At 62.2% G+C, this 15,543-nt stretch carries 16 protein-coding genes; 6 read left to right on the top strand and 10 right to left on the bottom strand.

The features are described from left to right. Window position 1: 1 nt before the first annotated feature. The 4 genes from livG to SSARUM2_RS00835 form a co-directional block, all read right to left on the bottom strand. Complete coding sequence (gene livG, locus SSARUM2_RS00850; protein ID WP_033636686.1) at window positions 2-772, bottom strand: high-affinity branched-chain amino acid ABC transporter ATP-binding protein LivG; 771 nt, start codon at window positions 770-772, stop codon at window positions 2-4. Next, complete coding sequence (locus SSARUM2_RS00845; protein WP_049234513.1) at window positions 769-2,052, bottom strand: high-affinity branched-chain amino acid ABC transporter permease LivM; 1,284 nt, start codon at window positions 2,050-2,052, stop codon at window positions 769-771. The genes livG and SSARUM2_RS00845 overlap by 4 nt, the downstream gene beginning before the upstream one ends. Further along, window positions 2,049-2,975: a high-affinity branched-chain amino acid ABC transporter permease LivH gene (gene livH / locus SSARUM2_RS00840; protein ID WP_015376290.1), complete on the bottom strand. Its 927-nt coding sequence runs from the start codon at window positions 2,973-2,975 to the stop codon at window positions 2,049-2,051. Before livH ends, SSARUM2_RS00845 begins: the two co-directional genes overlap by 4 nt. Before the next feature lie 117 nt (window positions 2,976-3,092). Continuing rightward, on the bottom strand, window positions 3,093-4,208 hold the full coding sequence (locus tag SSARUM2_RS00835) for a branched-chain amino acid ABC transporter substrate-binding protein (protein WP_033636684.1): 1,116 nt from the start codon (window positions 4,206-4,208) through the stop codon (window positions 3,093-3,095). Between the two features lie 405 nt (window positions 4,209-4,613). Between SSARUM2_RS00835 and panM the strand changes: the two genes are divergently transcribed. Genes panM through SSARUM2_RS00820 form a run of 3 tightly spaced genes read left to right on the top strand, consistent with a single transcriptional unit; the run spans window position 4,614 to window position 8,279 of the window. Beyond that, a complete protein-coding gene (gene panM / locus SSARUM2_RS00830) occupies window positions 4,614-5,006 on the top strand; it encodes an aspartate 1-decarboxylase autocleavage activator PanM (protein ID WP_033636683.1) in 393 nt (130 codons plus the stop codon). Next, complete coding sequence (locus SSARUM2_RS00825) at window positions 5,003-6,220, top strand: DUF3142 domain-containing protein (protein ID WP_033649657.1); 1,218 nt, start codon at window positions 5,003-5,005, stop codon at window positions 6,218-6,220. The genes panM and SSARUM2_RS00825 overlap by 4 nt, the downstream gene beginning before the upstream one ends. 43 nt (window positions 6,221-6,263) lie before the next feature. After that, on the top strand, window positions 6,264-8,279 hold the full coding sequence (locus SSARUM2_RS00820; protein ID WP_120150903.1) for a hypothetical protein: 2,016 nt from the start codon (window positions 6,264-6,266) through the stop codon (window positions 8,277-8,279). Window positions 8,280-8,341: 62 nt separating this feature from the next. On the opposite strand, the gene rpoH is transcribed toward SSARUM2_RS00820, so the two are convergent. From rpoH to ftsY, 4 genes are all read right to left on the bottom strand, one after another. Then, on the bottom strand, window positions 8,342-9,199 hold the full coding sequence (gene rpoH, locus SSARUM2_RS00815; RefSeq protein WP_004934345.1) for an RNA polymerase sigma factor RpoH: 858 nt from the start codon (window positions 9,197-9,199) through the stop codon (window positions 8,342-8,344). 317 nt (window positions 9,200-9,516) lie between these two features. Further along, complete coding sequence (gene ftsX / locus SSARUM2_RS00810) at window positions 9,517-10,470, bottom strand: permease-like cell division protein FtsX (RefSeq protein ID WP_033636680.1); 954 nt, start codon at window positions 10,468-10,470, stop codon at window positions 9,517-9,519. Further along, window positions 10,460-11,131 carry a cell division ATP-binding protein FtsE gene (gene ftsE / locus SSARUM2_RS00805; protein ID WP_004934337.1) on the bottom strand — a complete coding sequence of 224 codons (672 nt, stop codon included), beginning with the start codon at window positions 11,129-11,131 and terminating at the stop codon, window positions 10,460-10,462. The genes ftsX and ftsE overlap by 11 nt, the downstream gene beginning before the upstream one ends. Before the next feature lie 5 nt (window positions 11,132-11,136). Then, window positions 11,137-12,825 carry a signal recognition particle-docking protein FtsY gene (gene ftsY / locus SSARUM2_RS00800; protein WP_060449761.1) on the bottom strand — a complete coding sequence of 563 codons (1,689 nt, stop codon included), beginning with the start codon at window positions 12,823-12,825 and terminating at the stop codon, window positions 11,137-11,139. A 242-nt stretch (window positions 12,826-13,067) separates the two neighbouring features. Here ftsY and rsmD point away from each other — a divergent pair, with 242 nt between their 5' ends. Together rsmD and SSARUM2_RS00790 are read left to right on the top strand one after the other, a co-directional pair. Next, on the top strand, window positions 13,068-13,688 hold the full coding sequence (rsmD, locus tag SSARUM2_RS00795) for a 16S rRNA (guanine(966)-N(2))-methyltransferase (protein WP_033636678.1): 621 nt from the start codon (window positions 13,068-13,070) through the stop codon (window positions 13,686-13,688). Continuing rightward, window positions 13,678-13,950 carry a DUF1145 family protein gene (locus SSARUM2_RS00790; protein WP_004934327.1) on the top strand — a complete coding sequence of 91 codons (273 nt, stop codon included), beginning with the start codon at window positions 13,678-13,680 and terminating at the stop codon, window positions 13,948-13,950. Before rsmD ends, SSARUM2_RS00790 begins: the two co-directional genes overlap by 11 nt. A gap of 3 nt (window positions 13,951-13,953) precedes the next feature. Here the strand turns inward: SSARUM2_RS00790 and SSARUM2_RS00785 are convergent, their stop codons facing one another. Next, window positions 13,954-14,310, bottom strand: coding sequence for a DUF2500 domain-containing protein (locus tag SSARUM2_RS00785; RefSeq protein ID WP_033649654.1), 357 nt, complete (start codon window positions 14,308-14,310; stop codon window positions 13,954-13,956). Between the two features lie 159 nt (window positions 14,311-14,469). Between SSARUM2_RS00785 and SSARUM2_RS00780 the strand changes: the two genes are divergently transcribed. Further along, the gene (locus tag SSARUM2_RS00780; RefSeq protein WP_033636676.1) at window positions 14,470-15,096 is read left to right on the top strand and encodes a lysoplasmalogenase; all 627 of its coding nucleotides are present in this window, start codon (window positions 14,470-14,472) and stop codon (window positions 15,094-15,096) included. 42 nt (window positions 15,097-15,138) lie between these two features. Here the strand turns inward: SSARUM2_RS00780 and SSARUM2_RS00775 are convergent, their stop codons facing one another. Then, on the bottom strand, window positions 15,139-15,516 hold the full coding sequence (locus tag SSARUM2_RS00775; RefSeq protein ID WP_038874139.1) for an AprI/Inh family metalloprotease inhibitor: 378 nt from the start codon (window positions 15,514-15,516) through the stop codon (window positions 15,139-15,141). Between the last annotated feature and the right edge of the window lie 27 nt (window positions 15,517-15,543).

The following is a 15,543-nucleotide window of genomic DNA, read 5'->3' as shown; positions in this document are numbered from 1 at the left end:
ATTATTCTTCGCCCAAATAAGCCCGGATCACGTCCGGGTTGTTGCGGATCTCCGCCGGTGTGCCCTGCGCCAGCGGCGTGCCCTGATTCACCACATAAATGCGGTCGGAGATGCCCATCACCAGCTTCATGTCGTGCTCGATCAGCAGCACCGATACCTTATGCCGATCGCGCAGCTCGACGATCAGGTGGTCCAGCTCGTCGGTCTCTTTCGGGTTGAGGCCGGCAGCCGGTTCATCCAGCATCAGCAGCTCCGGCCGGGTCACCATGCAGCGGGCGATCTCCAGCCGCCGCTGCTGCCCGTAGGCCAGGTTGCCCGCCGAACGGTTGGCCATCTCCAGCAGGCCGACGCGCTCCAGCCACTCCGCCGCGTGCGTCAGCGCCTCGGCTTCGGCGCGGCGGAAGGCCGGGGTTTTCAACAGCCCGGCAAACACGCCGCTTTTCAGGTGCTGATGCTGCGCCACCAGCAGGTTCTCGATCACCGTCATTTCACGGAACAGCCGCACGTGCTGGAAGGTGCGCACCACGCCCATGCGGGCGATGGCCTGCCCCGCCAGCCCTTCCAGGTGGCGATCGCGCAATTTGATGGTGCCGCCGGTCGGGCGGTAAAAACCGGTCAGGCAGTTGAACACCGTGGTCTTACCGGCGCCGTTGGGGCCGATCAGCGACACGATTTCGCCTTCGTTCAGCGTCAACGCCACGTTGTTGACCGCCAGCAGCCCGCCGAAACGCATCGACAGGCCCTCCACCTGCAGTAAAGGTTGAACGCTCATGCCTGCTCCCCCTTGCCCGCCTGAATGTCCGCCGCCTGCAGCTTCAGCTGCGGCCGTTTCATCGGCAACAGCCCCTGCGGCCGCCAAATCATCATCAACACCATCAGCGCACCCAGCAGCAACATGCTGTATTCATTCAGATCGCGCATCAGTTCGCGCGACACCACCAGCAGGATCGCCGCCAGAATGACCGCGAACTGCGAGCCCATGCCCCCCAGTACGACGATCGCCAACACGAAGGCCGATTCGACGAAGGTGAAAGATTCCGGGCTGACGAAGCCCTGGCGCGCGGCGAACAGCGTGCCGGCAAACCCGGCGAAAGCGGCGCTGATGGTAAAGGCGGTCAGCTTGATGCGCGTCGGGCTGAGGCCCAGCGAGCGGCAGGCGATCTCGTCTTCGCGCAGCGCTTCCCAGGCGCGCCCCAGCGGCATGCGCAGCAGGCGGTTGATGACGAACAGCGTCAGCACCACCAGCAGCAGCGCCACCAGATACAGGAATATGATGCGATCGCTCGGATCGTATTTCAGGCCGAAGAAGTTATGGAAGGTATTCCAACCGCCGTCGCGCACGCTGCGGTTGAACTCCAGGCCGAAAAAGGTCGGTTTCGGGATCTGGCTGATGCCGTTCGGCCCGCCGGTGATCTCGGTATTGTTCAGTAGCAGGATGCGCACGATCTCACCGAAGCCGAGCGTCACGATCGCCAGATAGTCGCCGCGCAGCCGCAGCACCGGGAAACCGAGCAGGAAGCCGAAGGCGGCGGTGACGATGCCCGCCAGCGGCAGGCTCTCCCAGAAGCCGAGGCCGTAATAGTGATTCAGCAGCGCGTAGGTGTAAGCGCCGATGGCGTAGAAACCACCGTAGCCGAGCACCAGCAAGCCGGACAAGCCCACCACCACGTTGAGGCCGAGGCCCAGCATCACGTAGATCAGCGTCAGGGTGGCAATATCCACCGTGCCGCGCGATACCAGGAACGGCCAGGCGACCGCCGCGACGATGAGCAGAGCCGCCAGCAGCTTTTGCCGCGGCGTGGTGCCGTCGAAGCTCGGCAGCACGAACGCCGGGCCGGAGACTTTTTTCAATCCCTGCTGCAGCAGCGGGCGCAACAGCTGGAAGAAAAAGACGATGACGCAGCCGATGCCGATCCACATCCAGCGCACTTCCGCCGCGCCGTGCACCACCAGCTTGGTGCCGTCCAGGCTAAGCTGCATGCCCATCAGGAACGACGCCATCACGAACAGCACCGCCGTGGCGATCAGCGCATTGAGCAGATTGAGTTTCATACTTTCTCAACCTCCGGACGCCCGAGGATGCCGGTCGGCATGATCAGCAGCACCACGATCAGCAACGCGAACGACACCACGTCTTTGTATTCGGTGCTGAGATAGGCGGAGGTCAGCGCTTCCGCCACGCCCAGCACCAGGCCGCCGATCATCGCGCCGGGAATGCTGCCGATGCCGCCCAAGACCGCGGCGGTGAAGGCTTTCATGCCGGCCATAAAGCCGATGTAGGGGTTGATGACGCCGTAGAACTGGCCGAGCAACACCCCGGCCACCGCCGCCATCACAGCCCCGATGACGAAGGTCAGCGAGATCACCCGGTCAGTGTTGATGCCCAGCAGGCTGGCCATCTTCAGGTCTTCCGCACAGGCGCGGCAGGCGCGGCCCATGCGCGAATAGCGGATAAACAGCGTCAGCGCCAGCATCGCCAGGAAGGTCACGAGCCAGATGGTCAGCTGCATGGTGCTGATGGTGGCGGCGAAGCCATTGCTTTCCCCCAGCACCCACTGGCCGGTCACCAGGCTGGGCAGCGCCAGATCGCGTGAGCCCTGCGTCAGGCTGACGTAGTTTTGCAGGAATATCGACATGCCGATGGCCGAGATCAGCGCAATCAGGCGCTTGGAGTTGCGCACCGGCTTGTAGGCCACCCGCTCGATGCTCCAGCCGTAGGCGCTGGCGATGACGATCGAGACCAGAAACGCGGCGCCGATCAGCAACCAGCCGACGTCGATGCCGAGCATCATCAGGGCGGCGATAACGATAAAGGAGACATAGCTGCCGATCATGTACACCTCGCCGTGGGCGAAGTTGATCATGCCGATGATGCCGTAAACCATGGTGTAACCGATGGCGATCAATGCATAGGTGCTGCCCAACGTTAAGCCGTTGAACATCTGCTGCAGAAAATAGAGGAGCTGCTCTGACATACTCTGAACCCTTGGCTGCGAAACCCGCCAGCGGAGAACCGGCGGGTAAAGGGAGACGGGGCCGGCAAGCCGACCCGCCGGGCGCAGCGAGCCGCGCCCCACCCTAATCATTATGGCTTATTTGATCGGTGTGGACGTGCCGTTGGCATGCCATTCGAACACGCCGAACTCGAAGCCTTTCAGATCGCCCTTGTCATCCCAGCTCAGCGGCCCCATCACGGTCTCCACCGGCTTGCCGGTTTTCAGATCCTTGACGATGTCCGCCGGCTCCTGGCTGCCGCTGCGCTCCATGCCGGTGGTCAGCGACTGCAGCGCGGCATAGGTGGTCCAGACGAACGGGCCGGTCGGATCCAGCTTCTTGGCTTTCAACGCATCGACGATCGGCTGGTTGGCAGGCACCTGATCGTAGCGTTTCGGCAACGTCACCAGCATGCCTTCCGAAGCGGCTCCGGCGATGTTGGACAGCGAGGAGTTGCCCACGCCTTCCGGCCCCATGAAGCGGGTGGTCAACCCGGCCTGCTTGGCCTGACGCAGGATCTGGCCCATTTCCGGGTAGTAACCGCCGAAATACACGAAGTCGATATTCTCTTTCTTCAGGCGCGCCACCAGGGTGGAGAAGTCTTTGTCGCCGGCGGTGATGCCTTCGAACATCGCCACTTCGGTGCCCTGTTTTTTCAGGCTGTCGCGCACCGAGCGCGCCAGGCCTTCGCCATATTGCTGCTTGTCGTGCACCACGGCGATGCGCTTCGGCTTGATGTCGCTGAGGATGTATTTGGCAGCGGTCGGGCCCTGATCCGAGTCCAGGCCGGTGGTGCGCATGATCATCTTGTAGCCGCGGGTGGTCAGATCGGCGTTGGTGGCCGCCGGGGTAATCATGATCACGCCTTCGTCTTCATAAATATCGGACGCCGGCTGGGTGGACGAGGAGCACAGGTGGCCGATCACGTAGCGAATGCCGTCGTTGATCACCTTGTTGGCGACCGCAACCGCCTGTTTCGGGTCGCAGGCGTCGTCGTATTCCACACCGACCAGCTTGTCGCCCTTGATGCCGCCCTTGGCGTTGATGTCGGCAATCGCCTGGCGCGCGCCGGTAAACTCCATGTCGCCATACTGCGCGACCGGGCCGGACATCGCCCCGACGATCGCCACCTTGATGTCTTTCGCCATGGCCGCCTGGCTCATGGCCATCGCAATACAACCCGCCAGCAGTGCCTTACCTGTTGTTAATTTCATCCGCGAATCCCCATCTGTCGTTGTGAACGTACCTGTTGTGTTTGCCTGCACCGGATCGTTATTGACCGCTTTTGTTATAAGTAATAATGATTTAGGCGCTTTGTCGGCATTATTTTCTAATAAGACTTTATTTTTCATGCCATTAAACAGGAATTTTCTTCTGCAAATCAACTTCATCAGGCAGAAACAAGCGGTGTAAACAGGATAAAATTCGAATTAAACCTGCGCTCTTTACCTTGAGGCGTAGTGCGTTGTGCTGGTTAACAATCCGTTTACTAACTATTTACTCGGAAAATGCCCCGTGCAAAAAACATATTGCACAGTAATCGTACAGAAAAACTTACACAACGCTCTGCACAAGATCTATTACACTGTCGGCATCATTTAGCTGCGCGGAAATTCTGCATGAAACTGACCATCGAGCGCCTGACCGCGCTGTCCCCGCAAGACCTTATCGACCTCGGTAAAATTTGGCCGCACCAGCAGCCGGAACAGTGGCAGAGCTGGCTGAGCGACGGCAAGGCGCTGTTCGCCGCCCGCTTCAACGAGCGGCTGCTGGGGGCGGTGAAAATCGCGCTGCAGAACGACCGCGCCGAGCTGCAGGACCTGCTGGTACGCGAAGTGACGCGCCGCCGCGGCGTCGGTCTTTACCTGGTGCAGGATGCGCAGCGTCAGCTGCCGCAGATCGCCCACTGGCAGCTGTCGACCGCCGGCCTGGCGCCGCGCGAACGCGGGGAAGTCGATAACTTCATGCGCGCCTGCGGCTTCGCACCGCAGGGCGATCTCTGGCAAAAATGAAACGCCGGCTGGCGGCGCTGGTCTTGATTGCGCTGGGGCTGGCGGCCGCGTTCCTCGGGCGCCAGCAGGCGCTGCGCCTGGCCTCAGGCTGGGATCAGCAGGTTTATATCTGGCAGCGGGTCTGGACGCCGCAGCACGCCGATGCGCTGGCACACAGCCGCGATCTGTTCGGTGGGCTGCGCGTGCTGGCGCTGCAGGTACATCCGCGCGAGGGCTGGCGGGAGATCCCGGCCGATCTCAACCTGCTGCGGCAGGACGGCCGCCCGCTCTGGCTGGTGGCGCGCCTCGACGGCCAGCTGCCGCAGCTGGACCAAGAGGCCATTATCCAGCGCCTGCTGGCGCTCACCCAACGCTGGCAGGCGGCCGGGCTGCCCGTCACCGGCGTCGAGATCGATCATGACGCCGCCACCGCCCGCCTGCCGGACTACCAACGCTTTCTGCAGCAACTGCGCCAACGGCTGCCCGCCGCTTTGCAGCTCGGCATCACCGCCCTGCCGGCCTGGATCGGCTCGCCCGACCTGCCCGGCGTATTGCAACAGGCCGACAGCTCCGTCCTGCAGGTGCACGCGGTGCTCTCGCCGCAGCAGGGGCTGTTTGACGGCTCCTTGGCGCTGCGCTGGGTGCGGCAGTACGCCTCCGTCACACCGAAGCCGTTTCGCGTCGCGCTGCCGGCCTACGGCATGGCGCTGCTGGGGTTTGATGCGCAGGGCGCGCAGGTGGAGAGCGAGTCCTCGCTGCGCGTGGCGGGCAACGGCCGCGAGCTGACGGTCGCGCCGCAGCAGATCGCCGATTTTCTGCAGACGCTGGCGCAGCAAACGCCGCCCCGGCTGCGCGGCATTATCTGGTTCCGCTTGCCGCTGGCGGACGATCGGCGCGCCTGGTCGCTCGCCACGCTGCGAGCGGTGATCGAACGGCAGCCGCTGAACGTCGACTGGCAGGTAAAATTTAGGCCTCAGCCACAGCAAAACGGGCTGTATGATCTGATAATTCATAACAACGGGCTGGTGGACGCCCCGCTGCCGCAAGAGGTGGCCATCCGCGCCGACGACTGCCTGGCGGCGGACGCGGTCGGCAACTACCGGCTGGAATCCGCACCGCAGCGGCAACGCTTTATTCGCATCAGCGGCGATCAGCTGCGCGCCGGGCAATCCCGGCCGCTGGGCTGGCTACGCTGCCAACAACTGACGCCAGGAGGCACCCTTGTCACACCTTGATACGCGCGCGGCACGGAACACCCGCCGCCTTCTTCCGCTGGCCATGCTGATCGGCGCCGCGCTGCCGCTGAGCGGCTATGCTTGCGGCCCGGATTTCCCTAACCGGCTGCTGATCGACCGCAACGGCACCCTGCTGTATATGCCGGAGGGCAATTTCGCCTTCGAAGCCAGCCGACTGGTGCCGGCGGATAAGCAGCTGCCGCACTGGCAAGCCCCGCCGCCGCCGATGCCGCCGAAACCGATGCCGCAGTCGCCGGAAACGGTGGCGATCGGCAAAATGCGCGCCGCCAAAACGGTGGAAGAGGCTGACGCCGTCAATACTCAGGGGTTGTCCAACGCCGCACGCCTTTATCAACTGGGCGCCGTCGCTTTCGCCAGCCATGATCCGCGCGCCACAGACTATTTCCAGCAGGTGCTGAAGCTCCCGGCCGCCGAACAAGGCGACTGGGGGCTGCGGGCGCAGTATTCGCTTGGGCGGGTGTTGATGGCTGACCACGGTACGCCGGTGAATGAATCGGGTGAAGCGGCCCCCGCCGCCGAGCATCCGCCTAAAGCCGAACTTGAACAGGCGCTGGCGGCGTTCCAGCAGGTGATCGATCGGGTGAAAAGCGGCGCCGCCGATCCCGACCAGCTGGCGCTAAGCAGCCTCGGGCAGCAGGCGCGCATCCACCTGTGGCTGGGTGACGTCGCCCCCGCTGCCCACCTGTACGCACAGCAGGCGGCGCAGGGCGATCCGAGCGGCGGGCAGTCGCTGCAGTACGTCTCCAGCTACCTGGTCAATCCCGACCATCTGGAAACGCTGAAGCAGGTGATCGGCGATCCGTTGATCCAGCAGCTGGTGACCATTGAGCTGTTCGCCCGCAGCGGCAATCTGCAAATGGCGGATACCGACGGCAACGGCCGCTCTGCCCAGATCATCAGCCAGATCCTGACGCTGCTGGACGGCACGGTGAAAAGCGGCTTCGCCGGCAGCGATCGGCTGGCGGCATTGGCCTACCGTTCCGGGCAGTACCCGATGGCGGCGAGCCTGCTGAAAAACGCCGGCGACAGCGGCCTGGCGTGGTGGCTGCGCGCCAAAATGGCGCTGCGCGACGGCGACGTGAAAGCCGCCACCGCCGCCTACGCCAAGGCGGCAAGCGCGTTCCCCGCCGACGAAAGCTGGGGCGAACAGCGCAACGCCGACTTCGTCGCGGAAACCATCGTCCCCGAGTGCCGGGTGGCCGGCGAACAGGCTATTCTGGCGCTGAACCGCGGCGACTATCTGCAGGCGATGGACCTGCTGTATCGCGGCAAGGCGATCTACTGGGCCGACGTGGCCGACGTGGCGGAGCGCGTGCTGACCGTCGATGAGTTGAAAGGCTTTGTCGATAAGCACGCCCCGGCGCCGACGACGCCGCTCAAGCCGGTTAACCCGGACGACTACGGTGGTGGCCAGCAAATCACGCCGGAAGTGCAGCTGCGCGAACTGCTGGCGCGGCGCTTGATGCGCGCCGGGCGGGCCGCGGAAGCCCAGGCCTATTTCGATATCCCTAACTACCGGCAAGCGGCGCAGCAGTACGCCGATGAGCTGAAGGCCGCCAAGGACAAATCCGCCGCGCCGCTGGCGCGCGCGCAAGCTTACTATCGTGCGGCCAACCTGCTGCGCGCCCAGGGGCTGGAGTTTACCGGCTATGAGATGACGCCGGATTACGCCATCTATGGCGCCGGCTATTCCTATCTGGGGGATGCGTTCGATACTCGCGAGCTGAAGCATAAAAGCTGGATCGACAGCGCAGAAGCGGCGCGCGCCAAGGCGGCGCTGCTGGCGCAGGACAACCGTTTCCTGCACTATCGCTGGCAGGCGGTGGGGCTGGCGCAACAGGCGGCCGATCTGCTGCCGCCGAAGAGCCAGGCCTATGCCGCCGTGCTGTGTAACGCCGCCAGCTGGGTTATCAAGCGCGACGCCAAGACCGGCCGGGCGCTTTATCAACGCTACATTAACACCGGCACTCGCTACCCGTGGGCGGCGAAATTCGGCTACGACTGCCCAGCGCCGGACTTCGCCACCGTGGCGCCATAACGCCGAATTTCAGGCATGAAAAAGCCCGGCTTGCCGGGCTTTTTTTCGAATATCGCATCGACTCAGGCTTCGATCGCCATTTTCAATTTCTTCATGGCGTTCTTTTCCAGCTGGCGCACGCGCTCGGCGGAAACGCCGTACTGATCGGCCAGCTCCTGCAGCGTCGACTTGTTGTCGTCGTCCAGCCAGCGGGCGCGGATGATATGCTGGCTGCGCTCATCCAGACCTTCCAGCGCATAGGCCAGTTTGTCTGCGGCGTTGCTTTCCCAGTTATCTTCCTCAATGCCTTCGGCGAAGTCGGAGCTCTTGTCCTGCAGGTACAGCACCGGCGCCATCGACTGGCCATCGCGGGCCTCGTCGTCCGGAGTCGGATCGAACGTCATGTCCTGCGCCGCCATGCGAGATTCCATCTCGCGCACGTCTTTGCTGGTTACGCCCAGCTCGCGGGCCACCAGTTCCACTTCGTCCTGGTTGAACCAGCCCAAACGCTGTTTGGTTTTGCGCAGGTTAAAGAACAGCTTGCGCTGCGCTTTGGTGGTCGCCACTTTCACGATGCGCCAGTTGCGCAATACGTACTCGTGGATTTCCGCCTTAATCCAATGCACCGCAAAGGAAACCAGACGCACGCCGACTTCAGGGTTGAAGCGGCGAACGGCTTTCATCAGGCCGATATTGCCTTCCTGAATCAGATCCGCCTGTGGCAGACCATAGCCTGAATAGTTGCGGGCAATATGAGCGACAAAGCGCAGGTGAGACAGGATGAGCTGCTTAGCGGCATCCAGATCGCCCTGATAATGCAGCCGTTCAGCCAGCTCCCGCTCTTCCTCTGCCGTCAGCATCGGATAGGCGTTGGCTGCCCGGATATAGGCTTCCAAGCTACCTTGGGGTACTAAGGCTAAAGTTTGCATTTCTTTGGTCATTCAAACCCTCTCTATGAGAATACAAAATCATGCAGGTGATTATTACAGCGGGGAAATGATTGATTCTACGGCAGTTGCTGAAGCAAAAGCGGTTCCACACGCCGGGCACCTTAACATTTGCTGCAATTTTTGACCGTACTCCGCCCTAAAAGTTCACCCTTTTTTGCAAGCATTGTTGCTGACAATACGTGACGAGAGTGCAGGCCGATAGGGAATTTGTGCGCTAAGAAGAGAGGTGTTGTGCTGACTTCGCTTGAGGTCACTCTTCTCCCGCAACGCGATCAAAAGCAGCAGGAGAAGAGTATACCAAAAAAATCTTACTGTGGTGTAAATCGGCGTAAATGTTGCACCGTCGCCAGCCAGGCGGCGATCCAACCGATCATCGCGGAGATGATCAGCAGCAACAGCGCCTCGTCCCAGCCCAGCCCGTGGAGGGTGAAGGTGGTGCCGAACACCTTGGCCACCCCGGCGACCACCGACTCCAGCTGCCACACCAGCGCGCCGGACAGCACCAGCGACAGCAGCGCGCCGGCAAAGCCGAGCATCGCCCCGCCGTTAAGGAACGGCCGCAGGATAAAACCGTCGGTGGCGCCGATCAGCTTCATCACGTTGATGGTGTCGCGGCGGCTGAAGATGCTCAGACGCACGCTGTTACCGATCACCAGGAACACCGCCACGATCATCAGCACGCCGATGATCGCCGCGATCTGGCCCGCCAACCCGGTCAGCGCCGCCAGGCGGGCAAACCAGCTGTCATCCATACGCACTTCTTCCACGCCCTGCACCGCCGCCACGCGATCGCGCAGGGTGTTGAGGGTATCCGAACTCTGGAAGCTCATCTTCGGCGTAACGATCGCCACCGCCGGCAACGGGTTCTCTTCCAGCATGTCCAACGCGCCGCCAAAGCCCGACCAGTTGCGGAACTCGCCGCGCGCTTCTTCACGCGACAGGTAATTCACCTTCTCCACGCCGGCTTCCGCCTTGATGGCGTCGAGCACTTTCAGCGCCGCGTCGTCGTCGAGCGATTTATCCAGGTAGACCGTCAGCTGCGGCGTCGGGTACCACTGGCTGGCCGCGGTGCTGACGTTTTTCCACACGATGTAGCACACGCTCGGCAGCGTCAGGGAGATGGCGATCACCATCACCGTCAACAGCGTCGCCAACGGCTGGCGCAGCATGTCTTTGATGGCGTTCATCCAGGCGTAACGCCACTGTTCGCGCCAGCCGCCGCGCAGCGCCTTGCTCTTGGCGGTTTTTGCGTTATTGGCCATGGTGAGCGCCCCCTTGCATGCGGCCCTGGCTCAGCGTCAGGATGCGGTAATTGCGGCGGGCGATAAGCCCGGTGTCGTGCGTCGCCATTAATACGGTGACGCCGACGCGGTTGAATTCTTCAAACAGGCGCAGAATGCCTTCCGACAGCGCGTCGTCCAGGTTGCCGGTCGGTTCATCCGCCAGCAACACCGCCGGCTTGTTCACCACCGCACGGGCGATGCCCACGCGCTGCTGCTCACCGCCGGACAGTTGAATCGGGAAGTTCTTCGCTTTATCCAGCAAACCGACCTTGTCCAGCGCGGCGGAGACGCGGCGGCGGATGTCTTCGGTACTGGCGCCGGCGATGATCAGCGGCATCGCCACATTGTCATACACCGTGCGATCCAGCAGCAGGTGGTGATCCTGGAAGATCATGCCGATCTGCCGACGCAGGAACGGCACCTCGCGGTTTTTCAAACGACTGATGTCGTGGCCGCCAAACCAGATGTGGCCGGCGCTGGGCCGTTCGATACCACAAATCAGTTTCAGCAGGGTACTTTTCCCCGCGCCGGAATGGCCGGTCAGAAACGCCATTTCCGCCGGGCGCAGATGGAAATCGACCCCCTGCAGCGCTTGCCGTCCGCCCAGATAAGCTTTACTGACCTGTTCAAAGCGAATCATCCGTATTAATCCTCTCGGGCAAAAAGTGCCTCAATAAAATCGTCAGCCTTAAACGGCCGCAAATCTTCGATGCCTTCCCCGACGCCGATATAGCGAATCGGGATACCGAACTGATCGGCGATGGCGAAGATCACCCCGCCCTTGGCGGTACCGTCCAGTTTAGTCAGCGTGATGCCGGTTAAGCCCACGGCCTCATTAAATAATTTCGCCTGGCTGACCGCATTCTGGCCGGTGCTGGCATCGAGCGTCAGCATAACCTCATGGGGGGCCTGGTCGTCCAGTTTTTTCATGACGCGGACGATCTTCTTCAGCTCTTCCATCAGGTGCGATTTGTTCTGCAGACGACCGGCGGTATCGGCGATCAAGACATCGATGCCGCGCGCCTTGGCGGCCTGCACCGCATCGAAGATCACCGAAGCGGAATCCGCCCCGGTATGCTGCGCCACCACCGGAATGCGGTTGCGTTCGCCCCACACCTGCAGCTGCTCCACCGCCGCGGCGCGGAAAGTATCCCCCGCCGCCAGCATCACCGACTTGCCTTCCGCCTGGAATTGGCGCGCCAGCTTGCCGATGGTGGTGGTTTTACCCACGCCGTTCACGCCGACCATCAGAATGACATACGGGGTTTTCCCGCTGACATCCAGCGGCTGATCGACCTTGGCCAGAATTTCGGACATTTCCTCCTTCAGCTTGCCGTACAGCGCTTCGGCGTCTTTCAGCTGCTTGCGGCTGGCGTGCTGGGTCAGGGAGGTGATGATCTTGCGCGTGGTCTCCACGCCGACATCGGCGATCAGCAGCTGTTCTTCCAACTCGTCGAACAGGTCGTCGTCGATCTTTTTACCGCGGAACAGCCCCATAAAGCCGGAGCCGAGGTTTTGCTTGGTTTTCAGCAGGCTACGTTTCAGGCGAGCGAAGAAGCCCTCTTTGGTCGGCCGCTCCTGCTCTTGCGCAGCGGCCGGCACCACAGGTTCAAGCGGCGCTTCTTCTTCCGGCTCCGATTCTGGTTCGACGACCGGCTCGGGCTCAGCGGCTGGCTCGGGCTCAACAACCGGCTCGGGCTCGACAACCGGCTCGGGTTCAACGACCGGCTCGGGCTCAACGACCGGCTCAGGTTCGACGACAGGCTCAGGCTCGACAACCGGCTCAGGTTCAACGGCCGGCTCTGGCTCGACGGCCGGCTCGGGCTCGACGACCGGCTCGGGTTCAACGACCGGCTCAGGCTCAACGACCGGCTCAGGCTCAACGACCGGCTCAGGCTCAACCACCGGCTCAGGCTCAACAACTGGCTCGGGTTCAACGACCGGCTCGGGTTCAACGACCGGCTCGGGCTCAACCACCGGCTCGGGCTCGACGACCGGCTGCTGCTGCGCCACTACCTGCTCGGTCACGCTGACAATCTCTTCGGCCAACGCTTGCGCCGTCGGGTGTTCGGCCGCCGCCGGCAGGTTTTCCGCGATGGGTTCGCCGGCCTGGCCGCTATCCCACTCTCCCGGGGTGTCGACGGAGGCGGCAGGTTCAGATTCCTGGGCGGGGAGCTTGTCATCCAGCTTGGCGGTGGCCGGTTCAGCCGGTGTCTCCGCGGCCTGAGGCTCCGCCTGCTCTACCGGCTGCTCAGGTTGCTGTTGCTCTTCTTCCTTTTCCTTCTGGCCAAACCCCAGCCAGGAGAAAAACCCACGTTTCTTATCTTTTGCCATGTTATGACTCTACTCCGTACCGAAGGCTCGCTTACCCTACATACCTGAAGGATATATGCTGACAATAATCCGCCGAGTCTATCACTTTCCCTCGCGCAGCAACACGCATCCGGCATGCTTTCCGGTGTGAAATCAGACAACAAAGTTTTACCGTTCCCCCCGAAGCCCGTCACCGGTAGAATAGGGGCAACTTTTCGTTAACCTCTACGGCTCCGCGCCGCAAAAGAAATCAAACAACGCTTATGACAAGACTCTCGCCACGGGCGGCGGCCAAAAAACCGCCCCAGGCCGCAGCCGGACAGATCCGCATCATCGGCGGCCAATGGCGCGGTCGCAAGCTTCCGGTGCCGAACAGCCCGGGGCTGCGCCCCACCACCGATCGGGTGCGCGAAACCCTGTTCAACTGGCTGGCGCCGGTGATTCAGGGCGCGCGCTGCCTGGACTGTTTCGCCGGCAGCGGCGCATTAGGGCTGGAAGCGCTGTCGCGCTACGCCGGCAGCGCCACGCTGTTGGAATTCGAACGGCCGGTGGCGCAGCAGCTGGAAAAAAATCTGGCGCTGCTGCAGGGCAAGGGGGTGGTTATCAACACCAACGCGCTGAGCTGGCTGGCGGGCGAGGGCCAACCGTTCGACGTGGTGTTCCTCGATCCGCCGTTTCGCAAAGGCCTGCTGGCAGAGACCGCCTTGCTGCTGGAGCAGCGTGGCTGGCTGGCCGACGAGGCCTGGATCTATGTAGAAGCCGAGGCGGAAAGCGCCGCGGCGGACGTGCCTGCCAGCTGGCAGTTGCACCGGGAGAAGGTCGCCGGCCAGGTGGCCTATCGCCTTTATATTCGTTCGCAAGAGAAAACCGACCATGCTGATTAATCTGGGCCGCCTGCTGATGCTGTGCGTGTGGGGCTTCCTGCTCTCTAACCTGTTCCATCCTTTTCCCAAGCCGCTGAAGTATTTCATCGACGTGGCGCTGTTCTTTATGGTGGTGATGCACGGCCTGCAGCTGGTGCTGTTGAAATCCACCCAGCCGAAGGATCAGCCAATCAGCTACTGGCAAGAAGCCAAGATCTTTATCTTTGGCGTGTTCGAGCTGCTGGCCTGGCAAAAGAAACAGCCGCCCATCAAGAAGAAATGACCGCTACGGCTGAACGCTGAAAGAGACGAAGCGCGTGCCCTGCATGTTCAACGTGCCCTGCGCGCCTTTTTCTATCGGGTTGTATTGCCACTGTTTCAGCCGAAGCGTGATGTCTTCACCGCCCTGGTTCGGGCTGAACACCACCTCGTAATACATCGGCTCATTGACCAGCGGTTCGCGCTGCGGCGCGCGGGTCCTGGCGACCGGGAAGCTGCGCTTGTCGCTCACCGTCACCTGCAGGCTGCGCATCGGCGCGCGATCGTTTTCCGCCTCCCGCTGGCGCTGTTTGAAGTAGCGTTGCGTGGCCAGCACGGCGATCAGCGCAATCACGGCGACAAAAAATAACGGTGGCTTGCTCATCGGTTTCCCATTTCCTTCACGGCCAAATCGGCGTAAACATAGCATTCTCAAGAAAGCATTGTCGATCGTCGGCAGGCTACCTACACTGAAATAAGAAGTGACATTGGTGACAGTTTGGAGCCGGTTGTTGCGGCTCCCTCATGCATAAGGAAGACATAAATGAGTTGGCCGTTCCTTGCCGTATTCTTTTCCGGTTGGCTGTTCGTCGACGCCTCATACCGTGGCCCGCGCTGGCAGCGCTGGGTGTTCAAACCCGTCACGCTGCTGCTGCTGTTGCTGTTGGCCTGGCAGGCGCCGGTGCTCGGCGCAGCAGGTTATCTGATCGTGCTCGGCCTGCTGGCGACGCTGATCGGCGACGCGCTGCTCCTGTTGCCGCGCGAGCGGGTGCTGTACGCCATCGGCGCCTTTTTCCTGTCCCATCTGCTGTATACCCTGAGCTTCGCCAGCCAGATGACGTTCAGCCTGTTCTGGCCGCTGCCGCTGGCGCTGCTGGCGATCGGCGCGTTGCTGCTGGCCACCCTTTGGACCCGGCTGGAAGAGATGCGCTGGCCGATCGTCACCTACGTGGCGATGACGCTGCTGATGGTCTGGCTGGCGGGCGAGCAATATTTCCTGCGCAGCACCGATTTCGGCTTCTCGCTGCTGACCGGCACCTCGCTGCTGCTGCTGGCCAACGTGGTTTGGCTGCTCAACCGCTACCGTTTCACCTTCCGCGCGGCGGACGCCATCGTGGCTTTCTGTTACTTCTCCGGCCACTTCCTGATCGTGCGTTCGCTCTACCTGTAACTATCTGCCGCGGGTTCGGCGCGCCGAACCCGTTTTTCATTATCAAGCCAGCGCTTTCAACGTCAGGGCATCATCGGCGCCCAGCTGATTGCGATACAGATCGCCGTCGCGCGAGAAGAACGCCAGCGTGCTGCCATCCGCCCGCAGCAGGGCGATGCCGTCCGGCGCCGGGCGCCAGCCCACCACCTCGGCCGCAAACACGCTTTGCAGACAACGTTGCCGATCCACCAGCTGATAGCCGTTGGTTTCACTTTGCTCATTCGCCAAAAACTCGATTTGGCATTGCCGCTCGCTGTCGGCCACCTGCCATTGCCCCGCCAGCGACTGCGCGGTCGGCAGCGCCAGGCTGCCGGCCATGACCGCACTCGTCACCATCATGCCGCCCGCCGCCAAAGCGGTGCGCGTTAAAGTACCTTTCATACCGGGCTCCCGCATCACGCCCGGCCG

The sequence above is a fragment of the Serratia sp. K-E0102 genome (assembly GCF_029962625.1).
Lineage (GTDB): Bacteria > Pseudomonadota > Gammaproteobacteria > Enterobacterales > Enterobacteriaceae > Serratia > Serratia sarumanii.
The sequence above is the reverse complement of the archived record's forward strand: the minus strand, read 5'-3'. Positions and strand labels throughout refer to the sequence as shown.